At 67.2% G+C, this 24,161-nt stretch carries 18 protein-coding genes; 11 read left to right on the forward strand and 7 right to left on the reverse strand.

Annotation, left to right across the window (positions count from 1 at the left end):
- The first annotated feature begins 13 nt into the window (after nt 1-13).
- The 6 genes from CLD20_RS02515 (at nt 14) to CLD20_RS02540 (ending at nt 6,004) form a co-directional block, all read left to right on the forward strand.
- Entirely contained in the window at nt 14-1,150 is a 1,137-nt protein-coding gene (locus CLD20_RS02515) for an extracellular solute-binding protein (RefSeq protein WP_224405012.1), read from the forward strand.
- A 79-nt stretch (nt 1,151-1,229) separates the two neighbouring features.
- Nucleotides 1,230-2,315, forward strand: coding sequence for an ABC transporter ATP-binding protein (locus tag CLD20_RS02520; RefSeq protein ID WP_224405013.1), 1,086 nt, complete (start codon nt 1,230-1,232; stop codon nt 2,313-2,315).
- Nucleotides 2,308-3,342 (forward strand): ABC transporter permease, encoded by a 1,035-nt coding sequence (locus CLD20_RS02525; RefSeq protein ID WP_224405014.1) that lies wholly within the window; start codon nt 2,308-2,310, stop codon nt 3,340-3,342. The genes CLD20_RS02520 and CLD20_RS02525 overlap by 8 nt, the downstream gene beginning before the upstream one ends.
- A 37-nt stretch (nt 3,343-3,379) precedes the next feature.
- Nucleotides 3,380-4,231: an ABC transporter permease gene (locus CLD20_RS02530; RefSeq protein WP_224405015.1), complete on the forward strand. Its 852-nt coding sequence runs from the start codon at nt 3,380-3,382 to the stop codon at nt 4,229-4,231.
- An 88-nt stretch (nt 4,232-4,319) separates the two neighbouring features.
- Nucleotides 4,320-5,246, forward strand: coding sequence for an ABC transporter ATP-binding protein (locus CLD20_RS02535; RefSeq protein WP_224405016.1), 927 nt, complete (start codon nt 4,320-4,322; stop codon nt 5,244-5,246).
- A complete protein-coding gene (locus CLD20_RS02540; protein ID WP_224405017.1) occupies nt 5,243-6,004 on the forward strand; it encodes an ABC transporter permease in 762 nt (253 codons plus the stop codon). The genes CLD20_RS02535 and CLD20_RS02540 overlap by 4 nt, the downstream gene beginning before the upstream one ends.
- Here CLD20_RS02540 and CLD20_RS02545 read toward each other — a convergent pair.
- The 4 genes from CLD20_RS02545 to CLD20_RS02560 form a co-directional block, all read right to left on the reverse strand.
- On the reverse strand, nt 5,976-6,428 hold the full coding sequence (locus CLD20_RS02545) for an acyl-CoA thioesterase (RefSeq protein ID WP_224405018.1): 453 nt from the start codon (nt 6,426-6,428) through the stop codon (nt 5,976-5,978). The two genes, CLD20_RS02540 and CLD20_RS02545, sit on opposite strands and share 29 nt — an antisense overlap.
- Complete coding sequence (locus tag CLD20_RS02550) at nt 6,428-7,681, reverse strand: thiolase family protein (RefSeq protein WP_224405019.1); 1,254 nt, start codon at nt 7,679-7,681, stop codon at nt 6,428-6,430. Before CLD20_RS02550 ends, CLD20_RS02545 begins: the two co-directional genes overlap by 1 nt.
- The gene (locus CLD20_RS02555) at nt 7,678-9,540 is read right to left on the reverse strand and encodes a feruloyl-CoA synthase (protein ID WP_224405020.1); all 1,863 of its coding nucleotides are present in this window, start codon (nt 9,538-9,540) and stop codon (nt 7,678-7,680) included. The genes CLD20_RS02550 and CLD20_RS02555 overlap by 4 nt, the downstream gene beginning before the upstream one ends.
- A gap of 108 nt (nt 9,541-9,648) precedes the next feature.
- Complete coding sequence (locus tag CLD20_RS02560; protein ID WP_224405021.1) at nt 9,649-10,626, reverse strand: DUF4424 family protein; 978 nt, start codon at nt 10,624-10,626, stop codon at nt 9,649-9,651.
- 229 nt (nt 10,627-10,855) lie between these two features.
- Here CLD20_RS02560 and CLD20_RS02565 point away from each other — a divergent pair, with 229 nt between their 5' ends.
- A complete protein-coding gene (locus tag CLD20_RS02565) occupies nt 10,856-11,899 on the forward strand; it encodes a DUF6625 family protein (protein WP_224405022.1) in 1,044 nt (347 codons plus the stop codon).
- 12 nt (nt 11,900-11,911) lie between these two features.
- Here CLD20_RS02565 and CLD20_RS02570 read toward each other — a convergent pair whose 3' ends face one another.
- Nucleotides 11,912-13,060 (reverse strand): FAD-binding oxidoreductase, encoded by a 1,149-nt coding sequence (locus CLD20_RS02570; RefSeq protein WP_224405023.1) that lies wholly within the window; start codon nt 13,058-13,060, stop codon nt 11,912-11,914.
- A gap of 284 nt (nt 13,061-13,344) precedes the next feature.
- On the opposite strand from CLD20_RS02570, the gene CLD20_RS02575 reads away from it, so the two are divergent.
- The 4 genes from CLD20_RS02575 to CLD20_RS02590 all read left to right on the forward strand — a co-directional run bounded on the left by CLD20_RS02575 (nt 13,345) and on the right by CLD20_RS02590 (nt 22,451).
- Nucleotides 13,345-16,584, forward strand: a complete 3,240-nt coding sequence (locus CLD20_RS02575) for an AAA family ATPase (protein ID WP_224405024.1) — start codon at nt 13,345-13,347, stop codon at nt 16,582-16,584.
- A gap of 20 nt (nt 16,585-16,604) precedes the next feature.
- Nucleotides 16,605-17,909 (forward strand): cytochrome P450, encoded by a 1,305-nt coding sequence (locus CLD20_RS02580; RefSeq protein ID WP_224405025.1) that lies wholly within the window; start codon nt 16,605-16,607, stop codon nt 17,907-17,909.
- A 13-nt stretch (nt 17,910-17,922) separates the two neighbouring features.
- The gene (locus tag CLD20_RS02585; protein WP_224405026.1) at nt 17,923-20,901 is read left to right on the forward strand and encodes a hypothetical protein; all 2,979 of its coding nucleotides are present in this window, start codon (nt 17,923-17,925) and stop codon (nt 20,899-20,901) included.
- 134 nt (nt 20,902-21,035) lie between these two features.
- On the forward strand, nt 21,036-22,451 hold the full coding sequence (locus CLD20_RS02590; protein WP_224405027.1) for an FAD/NAD(P)-binding protein: 1,416 nt from the start codon (nt 21,036-21,038) through the stop codon (nt 22,449-22,451).
- Nucleotides 22,452-22,462: 11 nt separating this feature from the next.
- Here the strand turns inward: CLD20_RS02590 and CLD20_RS02595 are convergent, their stop codons facing one another.
- Nucleotides 22,463-23,317: an ABC transporter ATP-binding protein gene (locus CLD20_RS02595; RefSeq protein ID WP_224405028.1), complete on the reverse strand. Its 855-nt coding sequence runs from the start codon at nt 23,315-23,317 to the stop codon at nt 22,463-22,465.
- Nucleotides 23,307-24,161: an ABC transporter permease gene (locus CLD20_RS02600; protein WP_224405029.1), complete on the reverse strand. Its 855-nt coding sequence runs from the start codon at nt 24,159-24,161 to the stop codon at nt 23,307-23,309. The genes CLD20_RS02595 and CLD20_RS02600 overlap by 11 nt, the downstream gene beginning before the upstream one ends.

The raw sequence follows: 24,161 nt of genomic DNA on the forward strand, positions 1-24,161 counted from the left end.
TGGGAGTTCGACAATGTCCCACATTAGCCGTCGCACCGTGCTGCGGGGCGGTGCCGCCACCGCCGCTTTCCTGTCCACACCGGCAATCCTGCGCTCCTCGCGCGCCCTCGCCGCATCCGGCGAGGTCAACGTCTTCGCCTGGGGCGACTACATCCAGGACAATATCAAGCAGGCCTTCGAGGAGAAGACCGGCATCAAGATGAACGTCTCCACCTATGGCTCCAACGAGGAGTGCGAGAACAAGCTGCGCGCTGCCGGCGGCAAGGGCTTCGACCTCATCTTCCCGTCCGTCGACACCGGCCCGAACTACTACAAGGACGACCTCCTGCAGCCGATCGACGAGGCCAGGCTGAAGCTCGACCGGATCACCCCGTCGATCTACCGCGCCTCCATCAATCTCGGCGCGACGCACCGCGGCGACCGCTTCCTCGTCCCCTTCGATTGGGGCACCGAGGCGATGACCTGGGATTCGCAGGCCCTTCCGGACCTCGAATACGGCGCGATCTCCTATGGCGACCTGTGGAAGGACGACATGGCCGGCAAGGTCGCCGCGCGCCAGAAGTCGGTCCTGACCGGCCTTGCCCTCTATCTCGACGCCATCGGCGAGGTTCCCTCCAACCGCGCCATGGACATGTACAAGTCGGAAGAGGAATCGCGCCGCGTCTTCGAGGCGGTCACCGACTACGCCATCGCCCACAAGAAGAACATCGGCGCCTTCTGGAACAACGCCACCGAGGCGACGGCGGCCTTCACCGACGCCGGCTGCACGATCGGCCAGACCTGGGACACGACGGGCATCCAGCTCCACCGCGACAGCGACAAGAAGTGGCGTTACACCATGCCGAAGGAAGGCGGCCTCGCCTGGACGGACACGATGGCCATCCCGGCGGGCGCGGAAAACGTCGACCAGGCCTATGAGGTCATGAACTTCCTCATGCAGCCCGAGATCGGCGCCATGTTCGCCAACAACACGGGCTACAACTCCGCCGCCGTCGGGACCGCCGAATACCTGAAGGACGACCTCAAGGCCGCCTTCCAGATGGCCTATCCGGACCAGGCCGCCATCGACAATCTGTGGTGGTGGCCGGCCCAGACCGACTTTTTCGCCACCCTCCGCTCGGAATATTCCGAGAAGCTGACCAACGCCTGACCGGCGCGTCGTGACATTCGCGGGGGCCGCGCGCCCCCGCTCTTTCTCCGCAGGTATCCGCCGTCACCGGAAGAGAGCCATGCACGGAAAAGACGTCGAGCTTCAGGGCGTGTCGATGGTCTTCGGCGATGTCGTCGCCGTCGCGCCGACCGACCTCACCATCCGTGCCGGAGAGTTCTTTTCCATCCTGGGTCCGTCCGGCTGCGGCAAGACCACGATCCTGCGGATGATCTCGGGTTTCCTCACGCCTTCCGCCGGGCGCATTCTGATCGGCGGCGAGGATATGGGCGACATCGGACCGAACCGCCGGCCCACCGCCCTCATCTTCCAGAACCTCGCCCTCTTCCCGCTGATGAGCGTGTGGGAGAACATCGCCTTCGGGCTGGAGGCCCGCGGCATGCCGAAGAAGGCACGCCGCGAGCGGGCGATGGAACTGATCGACCTCGTGGCGCTGCGCGGTCACGAGGAAAAGAGGACGGGCGACCTCTCCGGCGGCCAGCGCCAGCGCGTCGCCATCGCACGCGCCCTTGCCGTGGAACCTGCCGTCCTCCTTCTCGACGAGCCGCTCTCGGCCCTCGACGCTAAGCTCCGCCAGCACATGCGCGCCGAACTGAAGGCGATCCAGCGCAAGACCGGCGTCACCTTCATTTACATCACCCACGATCAGGGCGAGGCGCTGACCATGTCGGACCGCATCGCCGTCATGAACAAGGGCGCGGTCGAGCAGGTCGCCGCCTCGGACCGGCTCTACGACGACCCGCAGACGCCCTTCGTCGCCACCTTCGTCGGCGAGCAGAACGTCTTTGCCGGCCGCGTCATCGAGGCCGAGGCCGGCTTTGCGCTTCTCGACACGCCCTTCGGACCGCTGCGCGGACGCAACCGCGACGGCCTTGCCGCCGGCGCGAGCGCGGTCCTCTGCGTGCGCCCGGAGCGGATGCAGCTCGTCAACGGCGCATTGCCGGACAACGTCATCTCGGCCGACGTGGAACGGCGCGACCTGGAAGGCCCCTTCGTCAATCTCTTCCTCAAGCGCAACGAGGAAAGCATCGTCCTGCACCTGCCGAACCGCGGCGCGGCGGGACGCGAGCTTTCCGGCGAGCAGCAGATCGGCTTTAGCGCCGATGACGGACTGGTGCTGACCTCCGGGCGGCTTGCCCGTGACTGAACTCGTCCGCAGCTACGGCCGCCCGCTGACGGCGATCTTCATCGGCCTGACGACGCTCTGGATCCTCGGCATGATCCTCGTGCCGCAGCTTTTCATGGCCGAGCGTTCCTTCTGGGTGGAGGAAAAGCCGAACGACATCTCGCTGAAGATCGATCGCGCCTATGCGGACCTTTCCACCATGAAGTTCGATCTGGCCCGCGCCGAAGGCCCCGGCAAGGACGAGATCGCCGGCCGCATCGAGGCGAAGAAGCGCGAGATCGCCGGGCTGGAGGAACAGGAAAAGCAGCCGCGCAAGGTCTATACCATGCGCAACTACACGCGCATGTCGGCGCTCCACTTCCAGATCTTCCTGCGGACCATCTTTTATGCGGCGATGGTGACGGTGCTCGCCCTCGTCGTCTGCTATCCCGTTGCCTATGCGATCGCCCAGGTCGCCACGCCCCGCCGCGCCGCCTTCCTGATGCTCGGCCTCATCATCCCCTACGCGATCAACGAGCTGCTGCGCGTCTACGCCTGGCTGATGATCCTCGACTACCAGGGCGTCCTCAACACCATGCTCGACTGGATCGGCGTCACCGACCTTGCCACTCAGCAATGGATTCCGTTCCTGCAATCGCCGGGCGCCGTCTTCGTGGCGATGGTCTACGCCTATATCCTCTTCATGGTCTTCCCGATCTACAACACGCTGGAAACGCTCGACAAAAATCAGGTCGAGGCGGCCCGCGACCTCGGCGCCTCCACCTGGCGGATCCACTGGCGCGTCGTCATTCCCTACGCCAAGCCCGGCATGGCCGTCGGCTGCATCATGACCTTCATGCTTTCCGCCGGCTCCTATTCGGTGCCGCAGATCATGACGCGCGGCACCTCCGGCGACTGGTTCAGCCAGACGATCTACCGGCAGTTCTTCGAATCCAACAACTGGAACAACGGCGCGGCCTACGCCTTCACGCTGCTCATCGTCTGCACGCTCTTCATCTTCCTGATGATGCTGGTCTTCCGCGTCGGCGTCCGCGATATCGCCAGATGAGGGGCCAGATGAGCGACGACCTCAGGAGACGGGGACGATGACGGCCGCGGCGGATGCCGGGACGGTCGCGGTGGAGCGGGCGCCGGCACGGCGCTGGTCGAACCAGGTGCTCAACCTCTACCTGGTCCTCTTCTTCGTCTATCTCTTCGCCCCGCTCCTCGTCATGTCGGCGGCGGCCTTCAATTCCTATTCCTATCCCTCCGTCACGCAGTGGCAGGGCTTCACGCTGAAATGGTTCGTCGAGCTCACCCGCGACGAGCGCCTGCTGCAGGGCCTGTGGAACTCCATCCTCATTGGCTTCGGCGTCATCGCCGTCGCCCTGCCGCTGGGGCTTTCCGGCGCCTTCATCCTGACGCGGCTGCAATCGCGCTGGAGCGGGATCCTCTATGGCGTGCTGGTCTCGCCGATCCTGACGCCGGGCATCATCCTCGGCATCGCCACGCTCATCTTCTGGCGCAACATCGGGGTCGCCGGCGGGCTCTTCCTCGCCATGATGGCGCAGGCGACCTTCATCGCCTCCTATTCCATGCTGATGTTCATGGCGCGCCTGCAGCGCCAGGACCGCGCGCTGGAGGAGGCCGCGCTCGACCTCGGCGCCTCCAACTTCATGGTCTTCCGGCGCATCACCATCCCCTTCCTTGCCCCCACGATCTTTACCGCGGGCGTGATCGCCTTCCTGCAGTCGATCGAGAACTACAACACCACCGTCTTCGCCATCGGCGGGAACTGGACGCTGGTAACGGAGATCGGCTCGCGCTTCCGCTTCGGTCTTTCGCCGGTGATCAACGTCATCGGCGTCATCTTCGTGGCGCTCACCGTCGTCTTCGCCGTGATCTACGTCGCCCTCAAGGAACGCGAGCGGCGGGCACGGGCGGCCCTTGTCGGGTGAAAAAACGGCCCGCCACTTTCCCTCGCTCCGCGCGCCCCTAAGTGCGCTTCACGTTCCCCTCCCCGAAATTCTCCGCTATCAGGCCCCGATGGCACCCGTCCTTTCTGTCGAAAACGTCTCCAAGACCTACGAGAGCGGCTTTGAAGCCCTGAAGGGCATCAGCCTCGAAATCGAGCGCGGCGAGATCTTCGCCCTGCTCGGGCCGAACGGCGCCGGCAAGACGACGCTGATCGGCATCATCTGCGGCATCGTCAATATGAGCTCCGGCTCCGTCACCGTCGATGGTCACGACGTCATCGCCGATTACCGCGCCGCCCGCTCCATGATCGGCCTCGTGCCGCAGGAACTTGCCACCGACGCCTTCGAGAGTGTCTGGGCCACCGTCTCCTTCTCGCGCGGCCTCTTCGGCAAGCCGAGAAACCCGGCCCATATCGAGAAGGTGCTGCGCGACCTCTCGCTGTGGGAAAAGAAGGACGCCAAGATCATCACGCTGTCCGGCGGCATGAAGCGGCGCCTCCTCATCGCCAAGGCGCTCGCCCACGAGCCGGAGATCCTCTTCCTCGACGAGCCGACCGCCGGCGTCGACGTGGAGCTGCGCCGCGATATGTGGCGCCTCGTGCGCCAGCTGCGCGAGACGGGCGTCACCGTCATCCTGACGACCCATTACATCGAGGAAGCCGAGGAGATGGCCGACCGCGTCGGCGTCATCAACAGGGGCGAGATCATTCTCGTGGAAGAGAAGAGCGAGCTGATGCGCAAGCTCGGCCGCAAGGAACTGATGCTCTATCTGAACGAGCCGGTCGCGGAAATTCCCGCCGCGCTTTCCGGCTACGACCTTGCCCTGACCGAGGACAAGTGCCGCCTCGTCTATACCTATGACACGGCGCGCGACCGCACCGGCATCACCCAGCTCCTCCAGGACCTTTCGCAGGCCGGCATCCGCTTCCGCGATCTGGAGACGCGCGAAAGCTCGCTGGAGGAGATTTTCGTTTCTCTGGTGGAGGACAAGCAATGAACGTCCACGCCATCCGCGCCATCTATCACTTCGAGATGAGCCGCACGGCGCGCACGCTGCTGCAGAGCATCCTCGCCCCGGTCCTGTCCACGACGCTCTATTTCGTCGTCTTCGGCGCGGCGATCGGCTCGCGCATCGACGAGATCGGCGGCGTCTCCTACGGCGCCTTCATCGTGCCCGGCCTCGTCATGCTGTCGCTGCTGACCCAGAGCGTCACCAACGCCGCCTTCGGCATCTACTTCCCGAAATTCACCGGCACCATCTTCGAGCACCTCTCCGCGCCGGTCTCGTTCCTGGAGATGGTCATCGCCTTCGTCGGAGCCGCGGCGACCAAATCGATCATCCTCGGCGCCATCATCCTTCTGACGGCGACGCTCTTCGTGCCGCTGCGCGTGGAGCATCCCGTCTGGATGCTGACCTTCCTCGTCCTGACGGCGCTCACCTTCTCGCTCTTCGGCTTCATCATCGGCATCTGGGCGGACGGCTTTGAAAAGCTGCAGATCGTCCCGCTCCTCATCATCACGCCGCTCACCTTTCTCGGCGGCAGCTTCTATTCCATCGAGATGCTGCCGCCCTTCTGGCAGAAGGTGACGCTGCTCAACCCGGTCGTCTACCTGATCTCCGGCTTCCGCTGGTCCTTCTACGGGATCGCCGACGTCTCGGTCGCCATCAGCCTCGGCATGACGGCGTTCTTCATGCTCGCCTGCCTCATCGCCATCTGGTGGATCTTCAGGACCGGCTGGCGGCTGAAGAGCTAGAAGAGCCCACCGAGAGCGCCGCAATGACTTCCTGCGGGATCGGCATGGAGCCGATCTTCGCCGGATCGTCCTTCTTCCGCCCCGTCCAGACCCGCGTCTCGAAGCCTTCCACGGCGAGTTTTCCCTCCTTCAGCAGGCGGTGGGTGATGTCGAAGGAAGAGCGGCGGATTTCGCTCGCCTGGCTCTCGATCACGACATGGTCGCCGTAGCGCGACGGGATGAAGAACTTCGCGCGGGTGTCGACCATCGGAATGCCGAGGATGCCGAAGCGCTTCGTCCAGGCGATCTTCTTCTCCCCGAGCGCGGCCTCGAAGAGGCGCGCCGTCGCCGCGTCGAACATCTCGAAATAGCGCGGATAAAAGACGATACCGGCCGGGTCGCAATCGCCCCATTCGATCTCGATCTCGCGGCTGAAGACGAACATCACGCGGCCCCCGCGGCGTCCGGATTTTCGATCAGGATGGCGATCCCCTGCCCGCCGCCGATGCAGGCCGAAGCGATGCCGTAGCGCCCTCCCGAGCGCTTCAATTCGCGCGCCAGGGTAAGCGTCAGCCGCACGCCCGTCGCACCGAGCGGATGGCCGATGGCGATCGCCCCGCCATTGACGTTGAGCTTGTCTTCCTCAAGGCCCAGCTCGCGGATGCAGGCGATGACCTGCGCCCCGAAAGCCTCGTTGATCTCGAGCCGGTCGATCTCGCCGAGGGAAAGCCCCGCCTCTTCCAGCACGGCGCGGATCGCCGGCGCGGGGCCGATCCCCATCACCTCGGGCGAAACGCCGACCGAGGCGCCCGCCAGGATCTTCGCCAGCGGCTTCCTCCCGCCGAGCTGCGACGCGGAGGCGACGAGCACCGCCGCGGCCCCGTCGACGATGGCGGAGGAATTGCCGCCGGTCTGCACGCCGCCGAAAGCGGGCTTCAGCTTCGCCAGCACCTCATAGGGCGAGGAGCGGATATGGCTGTCGGCCTCCACCGCCTCCACCTTGCGGGAAAGCCGGGTGCCGCGCGGCTGAAGCCCCGCAATCTCGAAAACCTCCGTCTTCACCGGCGCGATCTCGCCGCCGAGGAACCCGTCGACCTGCGCCGCGAGCGCCCTCTTAAAGCTGCGCGCCGCGTAGCGGTCCACCTCCTCGCGCGAGATCTGGTAGCGCGACGCGAGGTTCTCCGCCGTCCCGCCCATCGTGACGGCGGCCGCCGGGTCGATCAGCGCCTCCCAGAGGAAATCCTTGAACGCCACCTGCCCCAGACGGAAGCCGGTGCGCGAGGTGTAGGAGGCGACCGGGTTGCGGCTCATCGACTCGGTGCCCGCGCACAGCGCGAGATCCACCCGCCCGAGCGAGATCTGGTCGGCCGCCTGCAGGATGATCTCGATGCCGGTGCCGCAGACGCGCTGCGAAAGATGCGCCGGCACCTCGATCGGCACGCCCGCATAAAGGCCGATATGGCGCGGCGTCATATAGGCGTCGAAGGAAGCCTGGGCCATCGAGCCGGCAATGACCATGCCGACCTCGCCGGGCTCGGCCCCGGTCTCGGCAAAGGCCGCCCGCGCCGCCTTGATGCCGAGATCGATCGGCGAGACGAGGGCGAAATCTCCGGTATAGTCGGTGAAGGGCGTGCGCTTGCCGCCGAGGAGGTAGGCGTCGTCGAAGCGGAGCCGAAGCCCCCGGCTTGTCTCGTTCATGTGCTTTTCCGGGCAAGGATGACATGGGCGGGCGGATCGGCCCTGTAGAGGTCTTCGACGAGCCCCGCCCTGTTCTTCAGGACGGCCCGCTGGTTGATCGATCCCTTGTCGGTCATTTCGCCGGAATCGATCGAGGCGGGCTCGGCAAGCAGCACCATCCGCTCCACCCGTCGCGAGGAGCCGGTGGCCGTCGCCGCATGAGCGGCGAGCTTTTGCGAGAAGTATCGCAGCACGCCGGGATCGGCGCAGAGCGCCTCAAGGTCCGCCCCGTCATCTCCCTCCATCAGCGCGCGGCAGGCGTCTGGATCGGGAAAGACGAGCGCGGTGACGAAATCCTCGTCATGGCCGGCGAGGACGACGTCGCGCGCATGCGGAGCCAGGGCGGCGATCAACCCGCCGCGCACCGAGGCAAGGTTCACCCAGGTGCCGGTGGAGAGCTTGAAATCCTCTGACATCCGCCCGTCGAAGAGAAAGCCCTTGTTGATGTCGTTGGCATCGACGAGCTTCACCGCGTCCTGGATCCGGTAGAAGCCTTCCTCGTCGAAGGCGGCCGCCGTCAACTCGTCGTGCTTCCAGTAGCCGGGTGTCACGTTCGGCCCCCTGACGCGCAGCTCGGTCTTCTCCTCCGCCGGCACCAGCTTCAGTTCCATGCCGGCCGCCGGAAGCCCGATCTCGCCGGGCCGGTCGACCGGCCAGGTGGTGGTGAAGGCGAAGGGCGCCGTCTCTGTCGAGCCGTAGCCGGTGATCATCATGATCCGCTCGCCGACGCTCTGGCGCGCGTACCCTTCCAGCGCGTCCCAGACATGCTGGGCAAGCCCCGCCCCGGCATATTGCAGGAGCTTCACCCGGCTGAAGAGGTTCTCGCGCAGCCTCTGGTTCCGGGGAAGGTGCTCGCACAGCGCCTCGTAGCCTTTCGGCACGTTGAAATAGAGGGTGGGCGCCACCTCCATCAGATTGCGCACCGTCTTCTCGATCCCTTCGGGCGTCGGCGTGCCGTCGTCGATATAGAGCGTGCCGCCGTTGTAGAGCGCGATGCCGAAATTGTGGTTGCCGCCGGCCGTATGGTTCCAGGGCAGCCAGTCGACCATCACCGGCGGCTCGTCCTTCAGGAAGGCGAGCGCCTGATGGATCATCACCTGGTTGCAGCAGATCATCCGCTGGGTGTTGATCACCGCCTTCGGCGTGCCGGTCGAGCCGGAGGTGAAGAGGAATTTCGCGATCGTGTCGGGACCGACCCAATCCGTCGCCCGGTCGACCGCCTCGCTCGGCACGGTTTCGCAAAGCGCCGCGAACGCCGTCGCCTCCATCCCGTCCGGGGGATTGCGCGTCACGACGAGTTCCATGCCCGGGCGCCATATGTCGGCGATGGCGGAGGCGAACCTTTGCCCGTCCGCGGCGAAGACGAGGCCGGGTTCCAGGAGCTCGGCGACCTGCTTCAGCTTGGCGTGGTCCCTGGAAAGGAGCGAATAGGCGGGCGAGACCGGCGCATAGGGCACGCCCGCATACATCGCTCCCAGCGCCAGGATGGCGTGCTCGATGTCGTTGCCGGAAAGGATGAGGATCGGCCGCTCCGCCGAAAGCCCCCGGTCGAGGATCGCCTGCGCCACCGCGCGGGCCTGTCGCCGCGCCTCGGCGTAGGTCAGCCGGCGCCATTCTCCGTCCGGCCCGCGGTCGGCGAAGAGGATCGTCTCGGGCGTGCTGCGGGCGAAGCAGTCGAGCCGGTCGGTCAGACGGGTGGCATAGGGCTCCAGCGGCTCGATGGAGCGCACGTAGCGCACGCCGCCTTCTTCGCGCACCATCTCAGCCTGCATGGAGCCCATATGGACCTCACGCATGCCCTCGATCTTGACGAGCGGCATACTCCCCCGCGCCTCCCAACGCAGACAGTCGTCGATGGCTTTCTTGTTTTGCCCGGTTATGGACGCGCCGCTTGCGTCCTTCAAGAGCTTCGCTGGGAGGCGGCGGGATCAGTAGTTGGGCAGCGGCTTCACGAACAGCATCTTCAGTTCCTTGTCGGGACTGAAGTTGTCCGCCGTCCATTCGAAGGTGGTCGGCCCGGTCTTGCGAATCCCGTCGCGGCAGAGCGAGACGAGCGTGTCGGTCGAACCCTTGTCGATGGTCAGGTGAAAGCGGCCGATGGAGCCGCGCCAGTTGTTCGCCGTCGTCAGGATGTAGGTGAGGAGCCTGGCTTCCAGCGTGTCGTCGGCCGTTGCCCGGAGCTTCTTGCGCGCCGCCCGCTCGAACGCCTCGTCGATGCACACATCGTCGTGGAAGGTACGCTCGTCGATGTCGTAGCCGGTGAAGAAGGTGACGGTCGGCGCCGGCACATAGGCATGGGCGATCTCCACCGTCTGGCCGGGCGGGAAGGTCTGCGTCCAGTAGAAGGAGACGTAGGTGGTCCATTGCGGCGAGAAATAACCGTCCTCATCGCGTGCGATACCTTCGGCTTCGAGCTTTTCCATCACGCCCGGCGGCATGAGGTCGGGCCGCACCCTGAGCTGGTCGAAGCTCTGCATGTCCTCGATGAACGTCGTCAGCGGAATGTTGGAGGCCTCAAGGACATCGGTCACGTTCCGCCCGCCCACCATGGCGCGCGCATCGGTCTGGAACGGTTTCGGTTCGCCATCCACCCACAGACGGAAATCGACGAAGTTGATCGGGTCCTTCGGATAGATGGCGTAGCCGACATCCTCGCCGAGATCGACGGGCGGCAGCGGGAAGGCGACGACCGTCGTGATCGGCTCGGCGGAGGTATTGCGAAAGAGGTAGCGCACCCGGATCCGCTCGGGGCTGATGAAAAGGTCCTCCTCCAGGAGCTCGATATCGGCGTTCGGCACGAGGACGAGTTCGCCCGTATCGAGGCTCGCCGTGGAATCGTTCGCATTGGCCGGCGCGCCGGCAAGAAGGAGGAAGGCTCCCATGCAAAGGGCGGCGATGCTTCTCATGGCGGCGGCTCCCGGTGCGAAGTCTTTTGCCTGAAATGCCCCTCCTTCCTTTCCGGAGCAAGGAGGCGAAGCGTCCCGCCTTGGCCGCCCGGCATTTCCATGCGTCGCGAGCCCTCAGTAGTTTAGATTAACCTCAAACTTGCCGCATCCTTGCGCCGCGCCGCCGGGAGGAAGATTCTCGGCCAAAGCCGTTGGCCCTGCGGCGGGGACCGCGGCAGCGGAGCGCGTCATGCTCGACATCACGGATTCAGCGAGCCTTCCCGAATGGGAGGAAGGGCCGGAGGCGGCGACAAGGCCGGTCATCCTGCTGCCCTGGCTCGGCGAGATCTCGCCCTTCGCCCGGCTTTCCATGCGCATGCTGGCGCGCCGCGCGGGCGAGGTGGAGCTGATCCTCGTCTGCGACCGGCCGACCGCCGACATTCCCGGCATCCGCCAGGCCGATTTCGCCTCCGCCTTCGATGCGGCGAACCCGCTCGGCATCACCTTTGCCGGGCTGAAGGCCAATCCCTACAAGATCTGCGACCTGAAGCCCTTTCTCAATCTCCTCTTCCCCTCCCTCCCCGGCGCGGGCCGGCGCTGGGGATGGGCCGATATCGACTGCCTCTATTCCGACAGGCTGCTTCAGCCGCTCGCCCTCCCGCAGGCCGGCCCTCCGCAGGTCTTCGGCAAGCACGGGCACCTGATGCTCGGCGATTTCGAGGGCTTCCGCCTCGCCCAGCAGGTCCTTTTCGAGGTCGACCGGCGCTATCCGCACTGGCGCATGTTCGCAGCGGACCGGCACCTCGCCCTCGACGAGTTCCTCTTCCTGCATGTCGTCCTCAGGGTGCTCGACGAAGAAGGCAGCATCGCCTGGCGGCGCAATTTTCCGCCCTCCATCGGCGATGTGGAGCCCTACCACCGGCTTCCGCTCGTCGGGGACAGGTGGTTCCGCTACTTCCGCCTGCGCGATCACCGCCTCTTCGGCATTGCCGAGGACGGCGGGGAGACCGAGTTCGACTACATCCACCTGCAGAAGCGCCGCATCGCCTTCGATCCCGCCCTGACCGGCAATGAGGAGGCCCTGCTCTATCCGTTGAGGGACGGCTCCATGCGCCTCGTGGAGGCCGGGGCGCAGGAAACGCCTCCGGGCGCAGCCTCGGCCTTTCGCGATCTTCGCTACTTCCTCGCGGTCAACCGCAAGCGCCTCACCCACCGGCTGAGGAACCATGGCTTTGCGGCCCGCCCCGAGGTCTCGCCCGAGACCGTGCGCGATATCCTGCAGAAGATCGGCTGAGGCGCCCGCCTTCTATCCGCGTCCCTCAAGCCGCGCCGGACTGAGCGCTGCCGGCAGAACGCCCTCATCGGCGATCTCCGCCGGGATTTCCCGGCCCGCGAGAAGCGCGGCGGCGACCTTGGCGAGCGCCGGCGCCGACTGGATGCCATAGCCGCCCTGCCCGGCGAGCCAGAAGAAGCCGGGCGCCCCCGTCTCGAAGCCGGCCACCGGGCATTTGTCGGCGACGAAGCTGCGAAGGCCCGCCCAGCGACTTTCGATATGTCGGATCTGAAGCGCGAAAGCCCTCTCGATCCGGTCGATGCAGATGGCGATGTCGAGCTCTTCCGGCTGCGCGTCGCACGGCGGCGAAGGCGTCTCGTCGGCCGGCGAAAGCAGGAGCCTCCCGGCCTCCGGCTTCAGGTAGAATTCCTCCTCGATATCGACGACCATCGGCCAGGCTGAAGGCTCCATTCCCTCCGGCGCTTTCACCGTCAGCGCCGTGCGCCGCTTCGGCACCAGTCCGATCGCCGGGATGCCGGCCATCGCGGCCACCTCGTCGGCCCATGCGCCGGCCGCGTTGACGACGACATCGGCGTGGATCGCCCCCTCGCCGGTTTCGAGCCGCCAGGCCTCCCCCTCGCGGGAAAGCCCGTAAAGCGCGCAATCGTTCTTCACGACGCCGCCCGCTCCCCGCAGGCGCCTCAGATAGCCGTGGTGGAGCGCATTGACGTCGATATCGCGCGCCTCCGGCTCGAACACGGCCCCGGCCGCGTAGCCTTCGCGCAGGAGCGGCGCCAGCCGCCGCGTCTCGATCGCATCGAGGAGCCACGCCCTGCCTTCCCCGAGTTCGTCCATCAGCGCGGCAAGCTGGGCGCTCTGGTCGGCGCGCGCGATCATCATCACGCCGCGCGGGCCAAGCAGCGCATGCGCCGCAAAGCCCTCCGGCGGCGCGTCGAAAAAGCGGGCCGAGGCGCGCGACAGGGCGCGGATCACCGGCGGCCCGTAGGTGGTGGAAAAGAGCGCCGCCGAGCGGCCGGTCGTGTGGTAGCCGGGCTGGCTCTCGCGCTCCAGGAGCACGATCCGTCCCGCCTTGCCGCCCTCGCCGCCCGCAAGCTCGCTCGCAACCGAGGCACCGGCGATGCCGGCCCCGATCACCGCGATGTCGAACCTCTCCCCCGCCATGGCCACCTTGTCCCTTCGCCGAATCCTACCGCGGACTATCGGCGATCGCGGCCGCCGGAGCGAGAGGCCGCGAGGGGTCGGAACACCCGGCAGATTGCCCCAGCCGGGCGAGAGCGCCCGCCATCCGACAGAAGCCGTTTCTCCCGGCCGCTAATTAACATGTAAAAACGATGTAAATAACTGAAAATATGGAGGTTTATGCTACCTACTCCAGAACGCTTATTGATCACGAAGCGCTTTTAAGGAAGAATGCGTGGTGAAGGCGTTCAACACGGTGCATTGATGTGACGATCGCATGTTGGTCATGCGGCGGCTCCACCTATGCAGAGGCTAACTTCTGCCCGGAATGCGGAGTACCGCTACGTCAACGGCAAGAAGAGGTCACGCAGCGGCCGCGGCCCGTCCAAGGCGCCACCGGGCAACCCTCGGCGGAGCGGCGTCAGCTCACCGTTCTCTTCTGCGATCTCGTCAATTCGACCTCGCTCGCCGCGAGAATGGACCCGGAGGATCTTGGCGATCTCGTCGGGGCCTGCCTGCGCTTCATTACCGAGGTCGCGAATGCTTTCGACGGCTATGTCGCGAACTATTTCGGCGATGGCGCGCTGCTTTATTTCGGCTACCCGCAGGCACAGGAGAACGATGCTGAAAGGGCGGTCCGCGCGGCTCTGCGGATCATCGAATCGGCGCCCGGTCTCGTCCTGCCGGGGGATTACCGGCCCCAGTTCAGGATCGGCGTCGCCACCGGCATGGTGGTGATCGGCGATCTGATCGGCTCCGCGGGAGCGGCCGAATACGACCTTGCCGGCGAGGCCCCGTTTCTGGCCACCCGCCTGCAATCGGCCGCGCCGCCCGGCAGCGTCTTCGTCTCGGCGGAGACACGCCGTCTGGCGGGAGAGCAGTTCGTCTACCGCGACATCGGCCTGTTGACGCTCAAAGGCTTCGACCGGCCCCGGCGGGCCTATCAGGCGCTCGCCCTGACGGGGGCCGTCGGCCGCTTCGAGGCCCATCGCGGCGAGGCGCTCCAGCCTCTCATCGGGCGCCAGGAGGAATTCGCCGCGCTCAGCGACTACTGGCAGGAGGCGAAGGCCGGCCGCGGCCAGGTTGTCGTCCTCTCCGGCGAGGCCGGCATCGGGAAGTCGCGCCTCGCCGTCGCCCTCGCCGAAAAGGCCGGACAGGAGGAATACTCGGTCCTGCGCTACTACTGCGCGCGCCAGCAGACGGCCTCGCCGTTTCAGCCGGTCATCGACCAGATCTCGCAGGTCTGCGGCATCACCGCGGAGGACAGGCGCTCCTTCAACCTGACGAAGATCAACCGGCTCCTGGTCGGTCGCGACACGAAGGCGGAGGATCTGCTTCTCGTCGCCGACCTTCTCTCGATGCTGCCGCCCGACAGCCGGGGCGTGCTGCCGGAAGCGCCGATGCGCCGGCGCGAAATGACCAAGGAGGCGCTGCTGCGCCTTGTGAAGGTGGTCGCCCATCGCCGCCCGACGCTGGCGATCTTCGAGGATATCCACTGGGCCGATCCGAGTTCGCTGGAGCTCCTGCAGGCGGTCGTCGAGCGGCTAGACGAATACCCCCTCCTGCTCCTCGTCACCACGCGGCCGGAATTTCGTCCCGGCTGGCACGGCCCGGACGTCCATCACCATCAGCTCGGCCCGCTCAAAGGGGAAGACTGCGCCGCCCTCATGCGCTCCCTCGTCGGCGACAGCGCCCTGCCGGAGGAGATTGTCGAGACCATCATCGAGCGCGCCGACGGCGTCCCGCTCTTCGTGGAGGAGCTGACGAAAGCCGTGGCGGAGGCGGTGGAAGGCGGCGGCCGCGGCCGGGCCGACGATCCCGCTTGCCTCGGCGTTCCGATCACCCTCCAGGCCTCGCTGACGGAGCGGCTCGACCGGCTCGGCGAGATCAAGCACGTTCTCCAGATCGCAGCGGCTCTCGGCCGTGAGTTTCCCGCCGAGCTTCTGGCGGCGCTGACCGGCATGGAGCAGCCGAAACTGGAGGAAGCGCTGCAACGGCTGGCGTCGGCCGGGCTCCTGCTGCAGCTCACCGGCCCTTCGCGCGGCAGATACGCTTTCCGGCACGCGCTGCTGCAGGAGGCGGCGTTCGCCTCCATGCTGCGCGGCACCCAGCGCTCGCTCCATGCCCGCATCGTGACGACGCTCGAGCAGGAATTCGCCGAATCCGCCGAGGAGCGCCCGGAGCTGCTTGCCTATCACGCCGCCGAGGGCGGGCTCACCGAGAAGGCCGTCGGATACTGGCTGAAGGCCGGCAAGCAGGCCTTCGCCCGCTCCGCCATTCTGGAAGCGATCGCCCGGCTGGAGCGCGGCCTCCAGCTCGTTTCCGGGCTGCCGCCGGGCGCGGCGCGGCACCAGCTTGAGCTCGACATCTCGATCGCCCTTGCCAAGTCGCACATCGCCACGACCGGCTACACCTCGCCGGAGACCTACCGTGCCATCGAGCGGGCCCGCGCCCTCTGCGATATGCTGGGCGGCCCGATCCAGCTGCCGGCCGTGATCAACGGCCAATGGGCCTATTCCTTCATCGGCAACGAGATCGAGGCGGCGAGCGAACGCGCCGGCGAACTGCTGAAGATCGGCGAGGCGAGAAACGACCGCGTCTCGCAGCTTCTCGGCCACCGGTCGACGGGCCTTACCGCCTTCGTTCGCGGCGATTTCCTCGATGCGCGCCTCTGGCTGGAGAAGGGCATCGAGCTCTATCGCCCGGAAGACCAGCCGATCTACGTCGCCTTCGCCGTCGAGGACGCCTGCGTGGTCATGACGAGCTACCTCTCATGGGTGCTCATCTATCTTGGCCATTTCGAGGAGGGCCGCCAGGCGCGCGAGCGCGCGCTTCAGGAGGCGCGCGCATCGGGCCACGCCCTCAGCGTCGCCCATGCGCTGAACGGCTATGCCTTCACCGAGCTCCTTCTCGGCGCGCCGGAGGGCGCGCTTGAGCCGCTCGCGGAGCTGGAGCGGGTCAACGAAGAACACGCCCTCACCTATTACCGGGCCTTCGTGCACATCTTCCGCGGCCTCGCCTGTTCCCAGCTTGGCGAGTCGGATCGGGGGCTCTCGCTCATCGAGCAGGGCATCGATCTCTACACCGCCGGCGGTTCGCGGGTGTACCTGCCCGTCTTCCACCGCTGGCTCGCCTCTTCCTACCGCCGGGCCGGGCGCCTGGCCGAGGCGGAAGCCGAGCTTGAGAGAGCCCAGCATATCGCGGCTTCGAGCGGCGCTTTCGGCGACGAGGGCGAGATGTGGCGCGTCAGGGGCGAGCTCTTCGAAGCCAAGGGCGCCTTCGAGGAGGCCGAGCGCAGCTATCGCATCGCGCTCGATGTCGCCGCCCAGCGCGAGGCGATGCTGTGGACGCTGCGCGCCGCGACCGGCCTGACGCGCCTGCTCGATCGTCAGGGAAGGTTCTTCGAGGCGCGCCAGCTTCTCGACGGGACATGCGCCTGGTTCCGGGATGAAAACGCTCCGCCGGAGCTTCAGGCCGCGAGGTCCTTGCTGAAACGGGTCGCCTGACCCCGGTCGTGGAGGATGCCATGGCGATGACGGATGTTGCGATGCGCCAGGAGGTGCAGCTTCGTGCAAGCGACGTGTCCGCCGGTCCCGGCGAGGACCTGCCGCCCTTCGATCGCGCCGACCTCGAATGGGACAACGATTCCCTGCTCCAGCGGATCGATATCCAGCTCGTCTTCGGCCTCTTGCGCCGTTTCCGGCCGATCCTGCGCCTGCGCCGGCGCAACCTCGTCCTGGTGACGCGCTACGACGACGTGCAGGAGGTGCTCGGCCGCGACGAGGATTTTCCGGTTCTCTTCGGCCAGAAGGTCGCCGACCTCAACGACGGCCCGAACTTCCTCCTCGGCATGGCGCGCAGCCCCGAATACTGGAAGATCCAGGAGCAGGTGATGCGCGCCTTCCGCCATGAGGACGTGGCGGCGATCGTGGCCCCCCTGAGCGCGGAGATCGCCGCCGATGTCGTCGCCCGCGCGCCGGGGCGGCTCGACGCCGTCCAGGACCTCATCGCCGAGGTCCCGGTGAGGGTGGTGGAGCGCTATTACGGCCTCGACATCGCCCCGCAGGAGCGCCGGCCCCTCGCCGAATGGTCGATCGCCATGAGCACCTACCTCTTCGCCGATATCGACGACGACCCCAAGCGCCGCCGCGTCGCGCGCGCCGGCGCAAGGCGGCTGCGCGATCTGATCGACAGATCGATCGCGGCGGCGAAGGCCGGCAGCCCGAAGGGACCGGTCATGCAGCGGCTCCTCGCCATGCAGCAGAGCGAGGGCCTCAGCGACGAGATGATCCGCGCCTTCTTCGTCGGCATGATCAGCGGCTTCGTGCCGACCAACACGATGGCGGCGGGCAACATGCTGGAAACGCTGCTCTCCCGCCCCGCTTTCATGGCCGCCGCCCACGCCGCCGCCCGCGACGGCGACGACGAGCGTCTCTGGCGCGTCCTGCGGGAGACCTCGCGCTTCAAGCCGATCAACCCCGGCCCCTTCCGCGGCTGCGCAAAAGATACCGTCATCGCCGCCGGCACGCCGCGCGAGACGAAGATCGCCGCCGGCACGCGCCTTCTCGTCAGCACCCAGTCGGCGATGTTCGACAGGGAGCGCGTGCGCGATCCGGCGAGCTTCGACCCCGATCGCGCGCCGCACGAATACATGATCTTCGGCTACGGCATGCACTGGTGCGTCGGCGCGCTGATCGCCCGCGCGCAGATCACCCAGACGATGCGCCAGCTCCTCGCGCGGGACGGTCTGCGGCGCGCCCCCGGCGATGCCGGCCAACTGAAGCATCTCGGTCCTTTCCCCTGGCACCTGGTCGTCGAGTTCGACCGGTAGAGGAGGTCGCGCCATGCCCCATAGCTTCCTGACGATCGCGATCCCCTTCCCCGCCCGCTACCGCGGCGATGTCGAGGCCGAGCTCGACCGGATCGGCAACCCCGCCGGGCCGTCGATCGCGACCGCCCTCAACGAGACTGCCTTCGTCCATTTCATGAGCATCTGGATTGCCCCCGAATGGGAAGGCCGCTGCCACGTCATCCTGGAGGTGAATGCCGACGGCACCGTCGCCCAGGTTTGCGAAAAGCTCGCCGAGGCGATCGGCGACGAAATCCTGCGCATCTGCAGGACGGCCCATGCCGAGCTCGGCCATTCGCCCCTCCCGCGCTTTCTGGAGCATGCGCATCGCCCCGTCGGCCAGGGCTGGTTCGATACCCCCGGCGTCAATTTCGACGGCACGCCCGGCCTCACCGTCCGGCAGGTGCGCCAGGAGGCCGATCTCGCCGCCAGGGTCGCCACGATGATCGAGAACATCCACGAGCCGACGGCGCTCGCGACGCTGAACGCGGTGCGCGGCCGGCTGTGGGACGAGGAGAGCCTGAAATGGGCCTTCACCGCGGCGCCGGCGCCCTCGCTGCAGGACAGGCCGCCGAGATCGGAGATCATCCGGCCGATCCTTTCCTCGGCGGTGGCGAGCTTTCTGTGGCCGTTCCTTCTCTTCGACCTCCTTTTTTTCCTCGTCCTCCTGCTTCTGGCGGGCATGTCGGCGGCCGGGCTCTCCTTCGCGCTCGTCGGCACCGCCATCGCCCTCCTTCTCCAGGTCGCGGCCATCGGAGGTCTCTATGCGGCCCTCCGCCGTGCCGAGCGCACCGACCTGCCGGAGGACCTTCCCCCGAACCCGCACCATGTCGGCGAATACATGAAGCGGGAGGGCCACGCCGCGCAGAGCCACCTTGCCTCCTCATCCGTCATGAAGCCGGGGCGCCTGCGCCACCTCGCCCTGCGGGTCGGCCTCTGGGTCGCCGGCACGCTCGGCGCGCATTTTTCCCGGCCCGGCTTTCTTTCCAATACCGGCGTCATCCATTTCGCCCGCTGGATCCTTTTGCCGGGCACCAACCAGCTTCTCTTCATGTCCAACTATGACGGCGCCTGGGAAAGCTATCTGGAAGATTTCATCGAGCGAGCCGCCCGCGGCGTCACCGGCATCTGGAGCAACACCCGGGGCTTTCCGCGAACGACGAGCCTTCTTGGCGGCGGCGCGCGCGACGGCGACAGGCTGAGGCGCTGGTCACGCCGCCAGCAGCAGGTGACCTGGGTCTGGTATTCGGCCTATCCGCAGCTGACGCTGAACCGTATCCGCACCAACTGCGCCATCCGCCAGGGCATCGCCCATGCCGGCACCGAGGCGGAGGCCGCGGACTGGCTGGCGAGCTTCGGTTCGACGCCGCGAACGCCCTCCGCCCTGGAGGACGCCGATATCCCCACCCTCGTCTTCGGCGGGCTCGGCTTCCTGCGCCATTCGCGGGCGCTTTTCCTGCGCTTTTGCGACGACCCGCAAAAGTGCGCGGAGTATCTCCAGCGCCTCGACGATCGCCTCGGCTATGGCGATACGCGCGGCCTGCCCGGCACCAGCATGCTGGCGCTTTCGCCGAGCGGGCTTTCGCGGCTCGGCATGCGCGAGGCGGACCTCGCCACCTTTCCGGTTGCCTTCCAGCACGGCATGGCGGCCGGGCACCGCGCCCGCGTCCTCGGCGACGTCGGCGAGAGCGCGCCGGAGGCCTGGCAATGGGGCCGGCCCGGCGAGGAGATCGACGCCATCCTCATCCTCTACGAGAAGGGATCGGACGAGAACGAGACGGAGGGCGAGGAGCGCCTCGACGCGCGCGTCGCGACGATCCGGGACGAGCTGGACGAATTCGGCCACGCCCTCATTCACGAACTGCCCCTCCAGCCGCTGCCCGCCATGGGCCATGGCGGCAACGTGACGGAGCCCTTCGGCTTCGTCGACGGCATCTCCCAGCCGCTGATCAAGGGCACGCCGCAGGCGCGCAGCCGGGCGAGGAGACACCATGTGGTGGAAGCCGGCGAGTTCGTCCTCGGCTACCCGGACAATCTCGGCTACCTGCCCGCCACGCCTTCCGTCGCCGGCGAACAGGACCCGCAGCACCTCCTTCCGGCGCTGGGCGCCGATCCGTTCCGCCCGCGCCCCTCCTATCTGCCGCCGGCGCCCGCCGCCCGCCACGATATCGGGCGCAACGGCACCTATCTCGTCGTGCGCCAGCTGGAGCAGGACCGGGACGCCTTCGAGGGCTTCCTCGACCGCGCCGCCGGGCACCTTGCCGGCAATCCCAAGCTGGCCGGCCTGGAAGGCGAAGCGCTGCGCGACTGGATCGCCGGCAAGGCCGTCGGCCGCTGGCGCAACGGCGCCGCGCTCGTGCGCCATCCGCGCCAGGCCGGCGGAACCGGCGAGGCGGCGAAGCTGGAGAACGATTTTCTCTTCGGCGAGGAGGACGCAAGCGGCCTTGCCTGTCCGCTCGGCTCCCATATCCGGCGATCCAATCCGCGCGAGAGCTTCGTGCCGGGAGATGCCGGCCAGCTCGCCATCAGCAACCGGCACCGCATCCTGCGGGTCGGCCGCCCCTATCGCGGCCATGGCGAGGGCGGCAAGGCGGGCATTCTCTTCATGTGCCTCAACACCGACATCGAGCGCCAGTTCGAGTTCATCCAGCAGACCTGGCTGCTCGGCAAGAGCTTCCACGGGCTGGAGGACGAGGTGGATCCGGTGCTCGGCCCTCCCTCAGGCGAGGGCGCCTTCACCATCCCGACGCCGCGCGGGCCGGTGCGTGTGCCGGGCCTCACGCGCTTCGTGACGGTGCGGGGCGGCGGCTATTTCTTCGTGCCGGGCCGGCGGGCCCTCCGCTATCTCGCCAGCACCTCCCGCCCGATGGCGCGTGTCGCGGCGAGCGCGGACAGGCAAAGTTCTTCGGCGGCGCCCGATGCCGGCCGCAGCGCCGCCCCTGCGCCGGAGGCCGCGAGCCGGGAGCTCGCCTGAGGCAAAGCAGGCCGGCAAGGCGCCGCGAAAGCGCGGCCTTGCGCACGAATGGCGTTTGACAGCGCCGGGATCGACATGCTCGACGGACGCGTCCTGCCGATGCCGAGCGAGCCAACGTGACGCAAGAACCTGTTTTGCACCGAGCCGCACGCCGTCCCGTGCGGCTCGCCATCGTCGGCGGAGGCCTTTCCGGCGCTTCCGTCGCGCTGCATCTGGCCCGTGCCCCGCTCGGCGAAAGCGTCGAAGCGGTGATCTTCGAGCCAAGGCCGGAGATCGGTCGCGGCCTCGCCTATTCCACCTACGATCCCGCGCATCGGGTGAACGTTCCCTCCCATCGGATGCTCGTCTTTTCCGATGAGAGGATGGCCTTCACGGATTGGCTCCTGGCGCGCGGCGAGATGGAACGCGACACGGCGATGGCCGATCCGAACGGCGACCTTTATCCCGCCCGCCACCTCTTCGGAGAATTCGTCTGCGAACGCGTCCGTGGGGCGCGGGAGGCCGGCGGCGCGCTCTCGATCCTCCACCGGCGCGAGCGCGCTTTGCGCATCGAGGAGCGGGCGGACGCCATCCTCGTCCATGGCGAAAAGGGCGAGCCGCTCGAGGCGGATTATCTCGTCTTCCTGGCAAGCCATGCCGTTCCTTCCACCGCCTGGAGCGGCGGGGCGCTCGACGCGCATCCCGGCTTTGTCGCCGATCCCTGGTCGCCGGATGCGCTCGATGCGATCGGCGCACACGAGGCCGTCGCCATCGTCGGCACGGGCCTCACCATGTCCGACATGGTGGCCGGGCTCGAACGGCGCGGCCACCAGGGGCCCATTGTCGCCGTCTCCCGCCACGGGCTCCTGCCCCTCGGTCAGGACGGCTTCGAGCCGGTCTTCGACTTTCTGGAGGATCGCACACCGCCGGCGAGCCTTGCCGCCTTCCTCTCGCTCCTGGCGGAGCGCCGGCGCGCCGCTCTTGCCGCGGGGCATGCCTGGCAGGATCTCGCCAACGCCCTCCGCCGCGATCTCCCAGCGCTCTGGCAGGCCCTGCCGCCGGAGGCCCGGCGCAAGCTCGCAAGGCGGCTGCGCGTCTATTGGGACGTCCACCGTTTCCGCATCGCGCCGCAGACCGGCGCGACGCTCGCCCGCCTTCTCGCGCGCGGCCAGCTTTCGGTGGGGGCCGGTCATGTCGAGGGCGTCGAGGCGCCCGCCGGGGAGAGGATCGCCCTAAGAGTCTCGGGAAATTCGGGAACGCGAACGATCCTCGCCGACCGGGTGATCAACTGCACCGGCCCGGACACCCGCATCGCCCATAGCGGCAATTCTGCCCTCCGCTCGCTCTTTTCAGGAGGGCTCGCGCGGCCGGATCTTCTGGGTATTGGCCTCGACGTGACGCCGGAAGGCTTTCTCGTGCGCGCCGACGGCCGCGTGAACCCGCGCATGCTGGCGAGCGGCCCGCTGACGCGCGGCACCTTCGCCGAGACGGTCGGCCTTCCCGAAGTCACGGAACGGGCCGCCGCCGTGGCCGGCGAGATCGCCCGCAAGATCAACGCGCCCGGGCGGTAGATACCGGGGGCTCAGTTGCCCAGAGGATTGCGCCCCGCCTCGCGCCGCATCTGCTTGTCGACCTCGGCCGAGAGCACTTCCGTCACCTCGCGCTGGCGGTCGATGACCTTCGGATCGAGCGCGTCGCGCGGGCGGGCGATGTCGATGCGCTCGTCGTAGATGATGCGCGCCGGCCGGGCGGAGAACACCACCACCCGGTCCGCCATGATGACGGCCTCCGAGACGCTGTGCGTCACCATCACGATCGTCTTGTGCGCTTCCTGCCAGAGCGTCTGCAGGTCGCGGATCATGTAGAACTTGGTCTGCACGTCGAGCGCGCCGAAAGGCTCGTCGAGAAGCACGACCTCGGGGTTGTAGGCGAGAGCCCGGGCGATGGCCACGCGCTGCTTCATGCCGCCGGAAAGCGTCGCCGGATAGGCGTCCTCAAAGCCCGTCAGGCCCGTGAGGCCGATCCATTTGCGCGCCGCCGCCTCCGCCTCGGCGCGCGGCACCTTCTGCATCTCCAGTCCGAGCGTGATGTTGCGCAGCACGGTGCGCCAGGGAAACAGGATGAATTCCTGGAAGACGATGCCCCGGTCCGGGCCCGGCCCGGTGACGGGATGCCCGTCCATGGAGAGCGTGCCGGCGCTGATATCCTCAAAACCTGCCAGCATGTAGAGGAACGTGGACTTGCCGCAGCCCGACGGTCCGATGATGGCGACGAATTCCTGATCGCGGATGGTGAGATCGAGGTTTTCGATCGCCACCACCTCCTCGCCGTTCTCGCGGTTGATGAAGGTCTTGTTGATACCTTCGGCGACGATCTTCGGCTCGCCCGGATCCGGGATTGCCGCAAGCCTTGGCTTGAAGGCGGGCTCAGCGCTCAACTTGCACCCCCCACCGCTTGATCGTGGCGGCCTCGAGGCGGCCGAGCACGACGTTTTCCAGCAGGAGCCCGAGGATGGCGATCAGCATGATCCCTCCGAAAATGATGTCGATGTTGAAGTACTCGGCTGCGTCGAAGATCATGAAGCCGAGGCCGTAGGAGCTGGCGGCTAGCATTTCCGCCGCGATCAGGGCGCGCCAGGCAAAGCCGATGCCGATGCGAAGGCCCGTGATGAGATAGGGCAGCACGCCGGGCACGATGACCTTGAAGAAGGTCTGCGTATGGCTCGCCCCCATCGAGCGCGCCACCCAGAAGACGCGCTTGCTCAGCATGTCGAGACCGGCGACGACGTTGTAGATGATCTCGAAGCTGGTCGCGATCAGGACCACGGTGATCGTGGTGCGGTTGTCGATGCCGAAGACGAGCAGCAGGACCGGCGTCCAGGCGAGGGTCGGCACCGGCATGATGGCGCTGATGATCGGGCGGAAGATCGCCCTGCCCCACGCCGTCAGCGCGATCAGCATGCCGACGACGGTGCCGACGACGAGAGCGAGCCCGACGCCGATCACGATCCGCATCATGCTGGCGAAGACATGGTAGAAAATGGCGTAGGGCGGACGCCCTTGCGGTCCGGCCTGCACCCATAGCGCCGTCAGGATCTGGCTGGGCGGAGGGAACAGGAAGGAATTGATCCAGCCGAGCCGGGAGGCGAGCTCCCAGATGAGGAGCGGCACCGAGATGGAGATGACAGGGCGCAGCCATGCCATCCACTTCTCCCGGTTGCGGCGCGTCAGGAAGGCGCGGCGCGAAGCCGTGCAGGCCGGCGATGAAGCGATGTCGGTCAC

Origin of the sequence: Afifella sp. IM 167 (assembly GCF_020144925.1) — a bacterium.
Classification (GTDB): Bacteria; Pseudomonadota; Alphaproteobacteria; order Rhizobiales; family Afifellaceae; genus Afifella.

What these genes read in the sequence shown, in the direction of transcription:
- CLD20_RS02515 (WP_224405012.1), top strand. Translation starts at nt 14, where the DNA reads ATGTCCCACATTAGCCGTCGCACCGTGCTGCGGGGCGGTGCCGCCACC.
- CLD20_RS02520 (WP_224405013.1), top strand. Translation starts at nt 1,230, where the DNA reads ATGCACGGAAAAGACGTCGAGCTTCAGGGCGTGTCGATGGTCTTCGGC.
- CLD20_RS02530 (WP_224405015.1), top strand. Translation starts at nt 3,380, where the DNA reads ATGACGGCCGCGGCGGATGCCGGGACGGTCGCGGTGGAGCGGGCGCCG.
- CLD20_RS02535 (WP_224405016.1), top strand. Translation starts at nt 4,320, where the DNA reads ATGGCACCCGTCCTTTCTGTCGAAAACGTCTCCAAGACCTACGAGAGC.
- CLD20_RS02540 (WP_224405017.1), top strand. Translation starts at nt 5,243, where the DNA reads ATGAACGTCCACGCCATCCGCGCCATCTATCACTTCGAGATGAGCCGC.
- CLD20_RS02545 (WP_224405018.1), bottom strand. Translation starts at nt 6,428, where the DNA reads ATGTTCGTCTTCAGCCGCGAGATCGAGATCGAATGGGGCGATTGCGAC.
- CLD20_RS02550 (WP_224405019.1), bottom strand. Translation starts at nt 7,681, where the DNA reads ATGAACGAGACAAGCCGGGGGCTTCGGCTCCGCTTCGACGACGCCTAC.
- CLD20_RS02555 (WP_224405020.1), bottom strand. Translation starts at nt 9,540, where the DNA reads ATGCCGCTCGTCAAGATCGAGGGCATGCGTGAGGTCCATATGGGCTCC.
- CLD20_RS02560 (WP_224405021.1), bottom strand. Translation starts at nt 10,626, where the DNA reads ATGAGAAGCATCGCCGCCCTTTGCATGGGAGCCTTCCTCCTTCTTGCC.
- CLD20_RS02565 (WP_224405022.1), top strand. Translation starts at nt 10,856, where the DNA reads ATGCTCGACATCACGGATTCAGCGAGCCTTCCCGAATGGGAGGAAGGG.
- CLD20_RS02570 (WP_224405023.1), bottom strand. Translation starts at nt 13,060, where the DNA reads ATGGCGGGGGAGAGGTTCGACATCGCGGTGATCGGGGCCGGCATCGCC.
- CLD20_RS02580 (WP_224405025.1), top strand. Translation starts at nt 16,605, where the DNA reads ATGGCGATGACGGATGTTGCGATGCGCCAGGAGGTGCAGCTTCGTGCA.
- CLD20_RS02585 (WP_224405026.1), top strand. Translation starts at nt 17,923, where the DNA reads ATGCCCCATAGCTTCCTGACGATCGCGATCCCCTTCCCCGCCCGCTAC.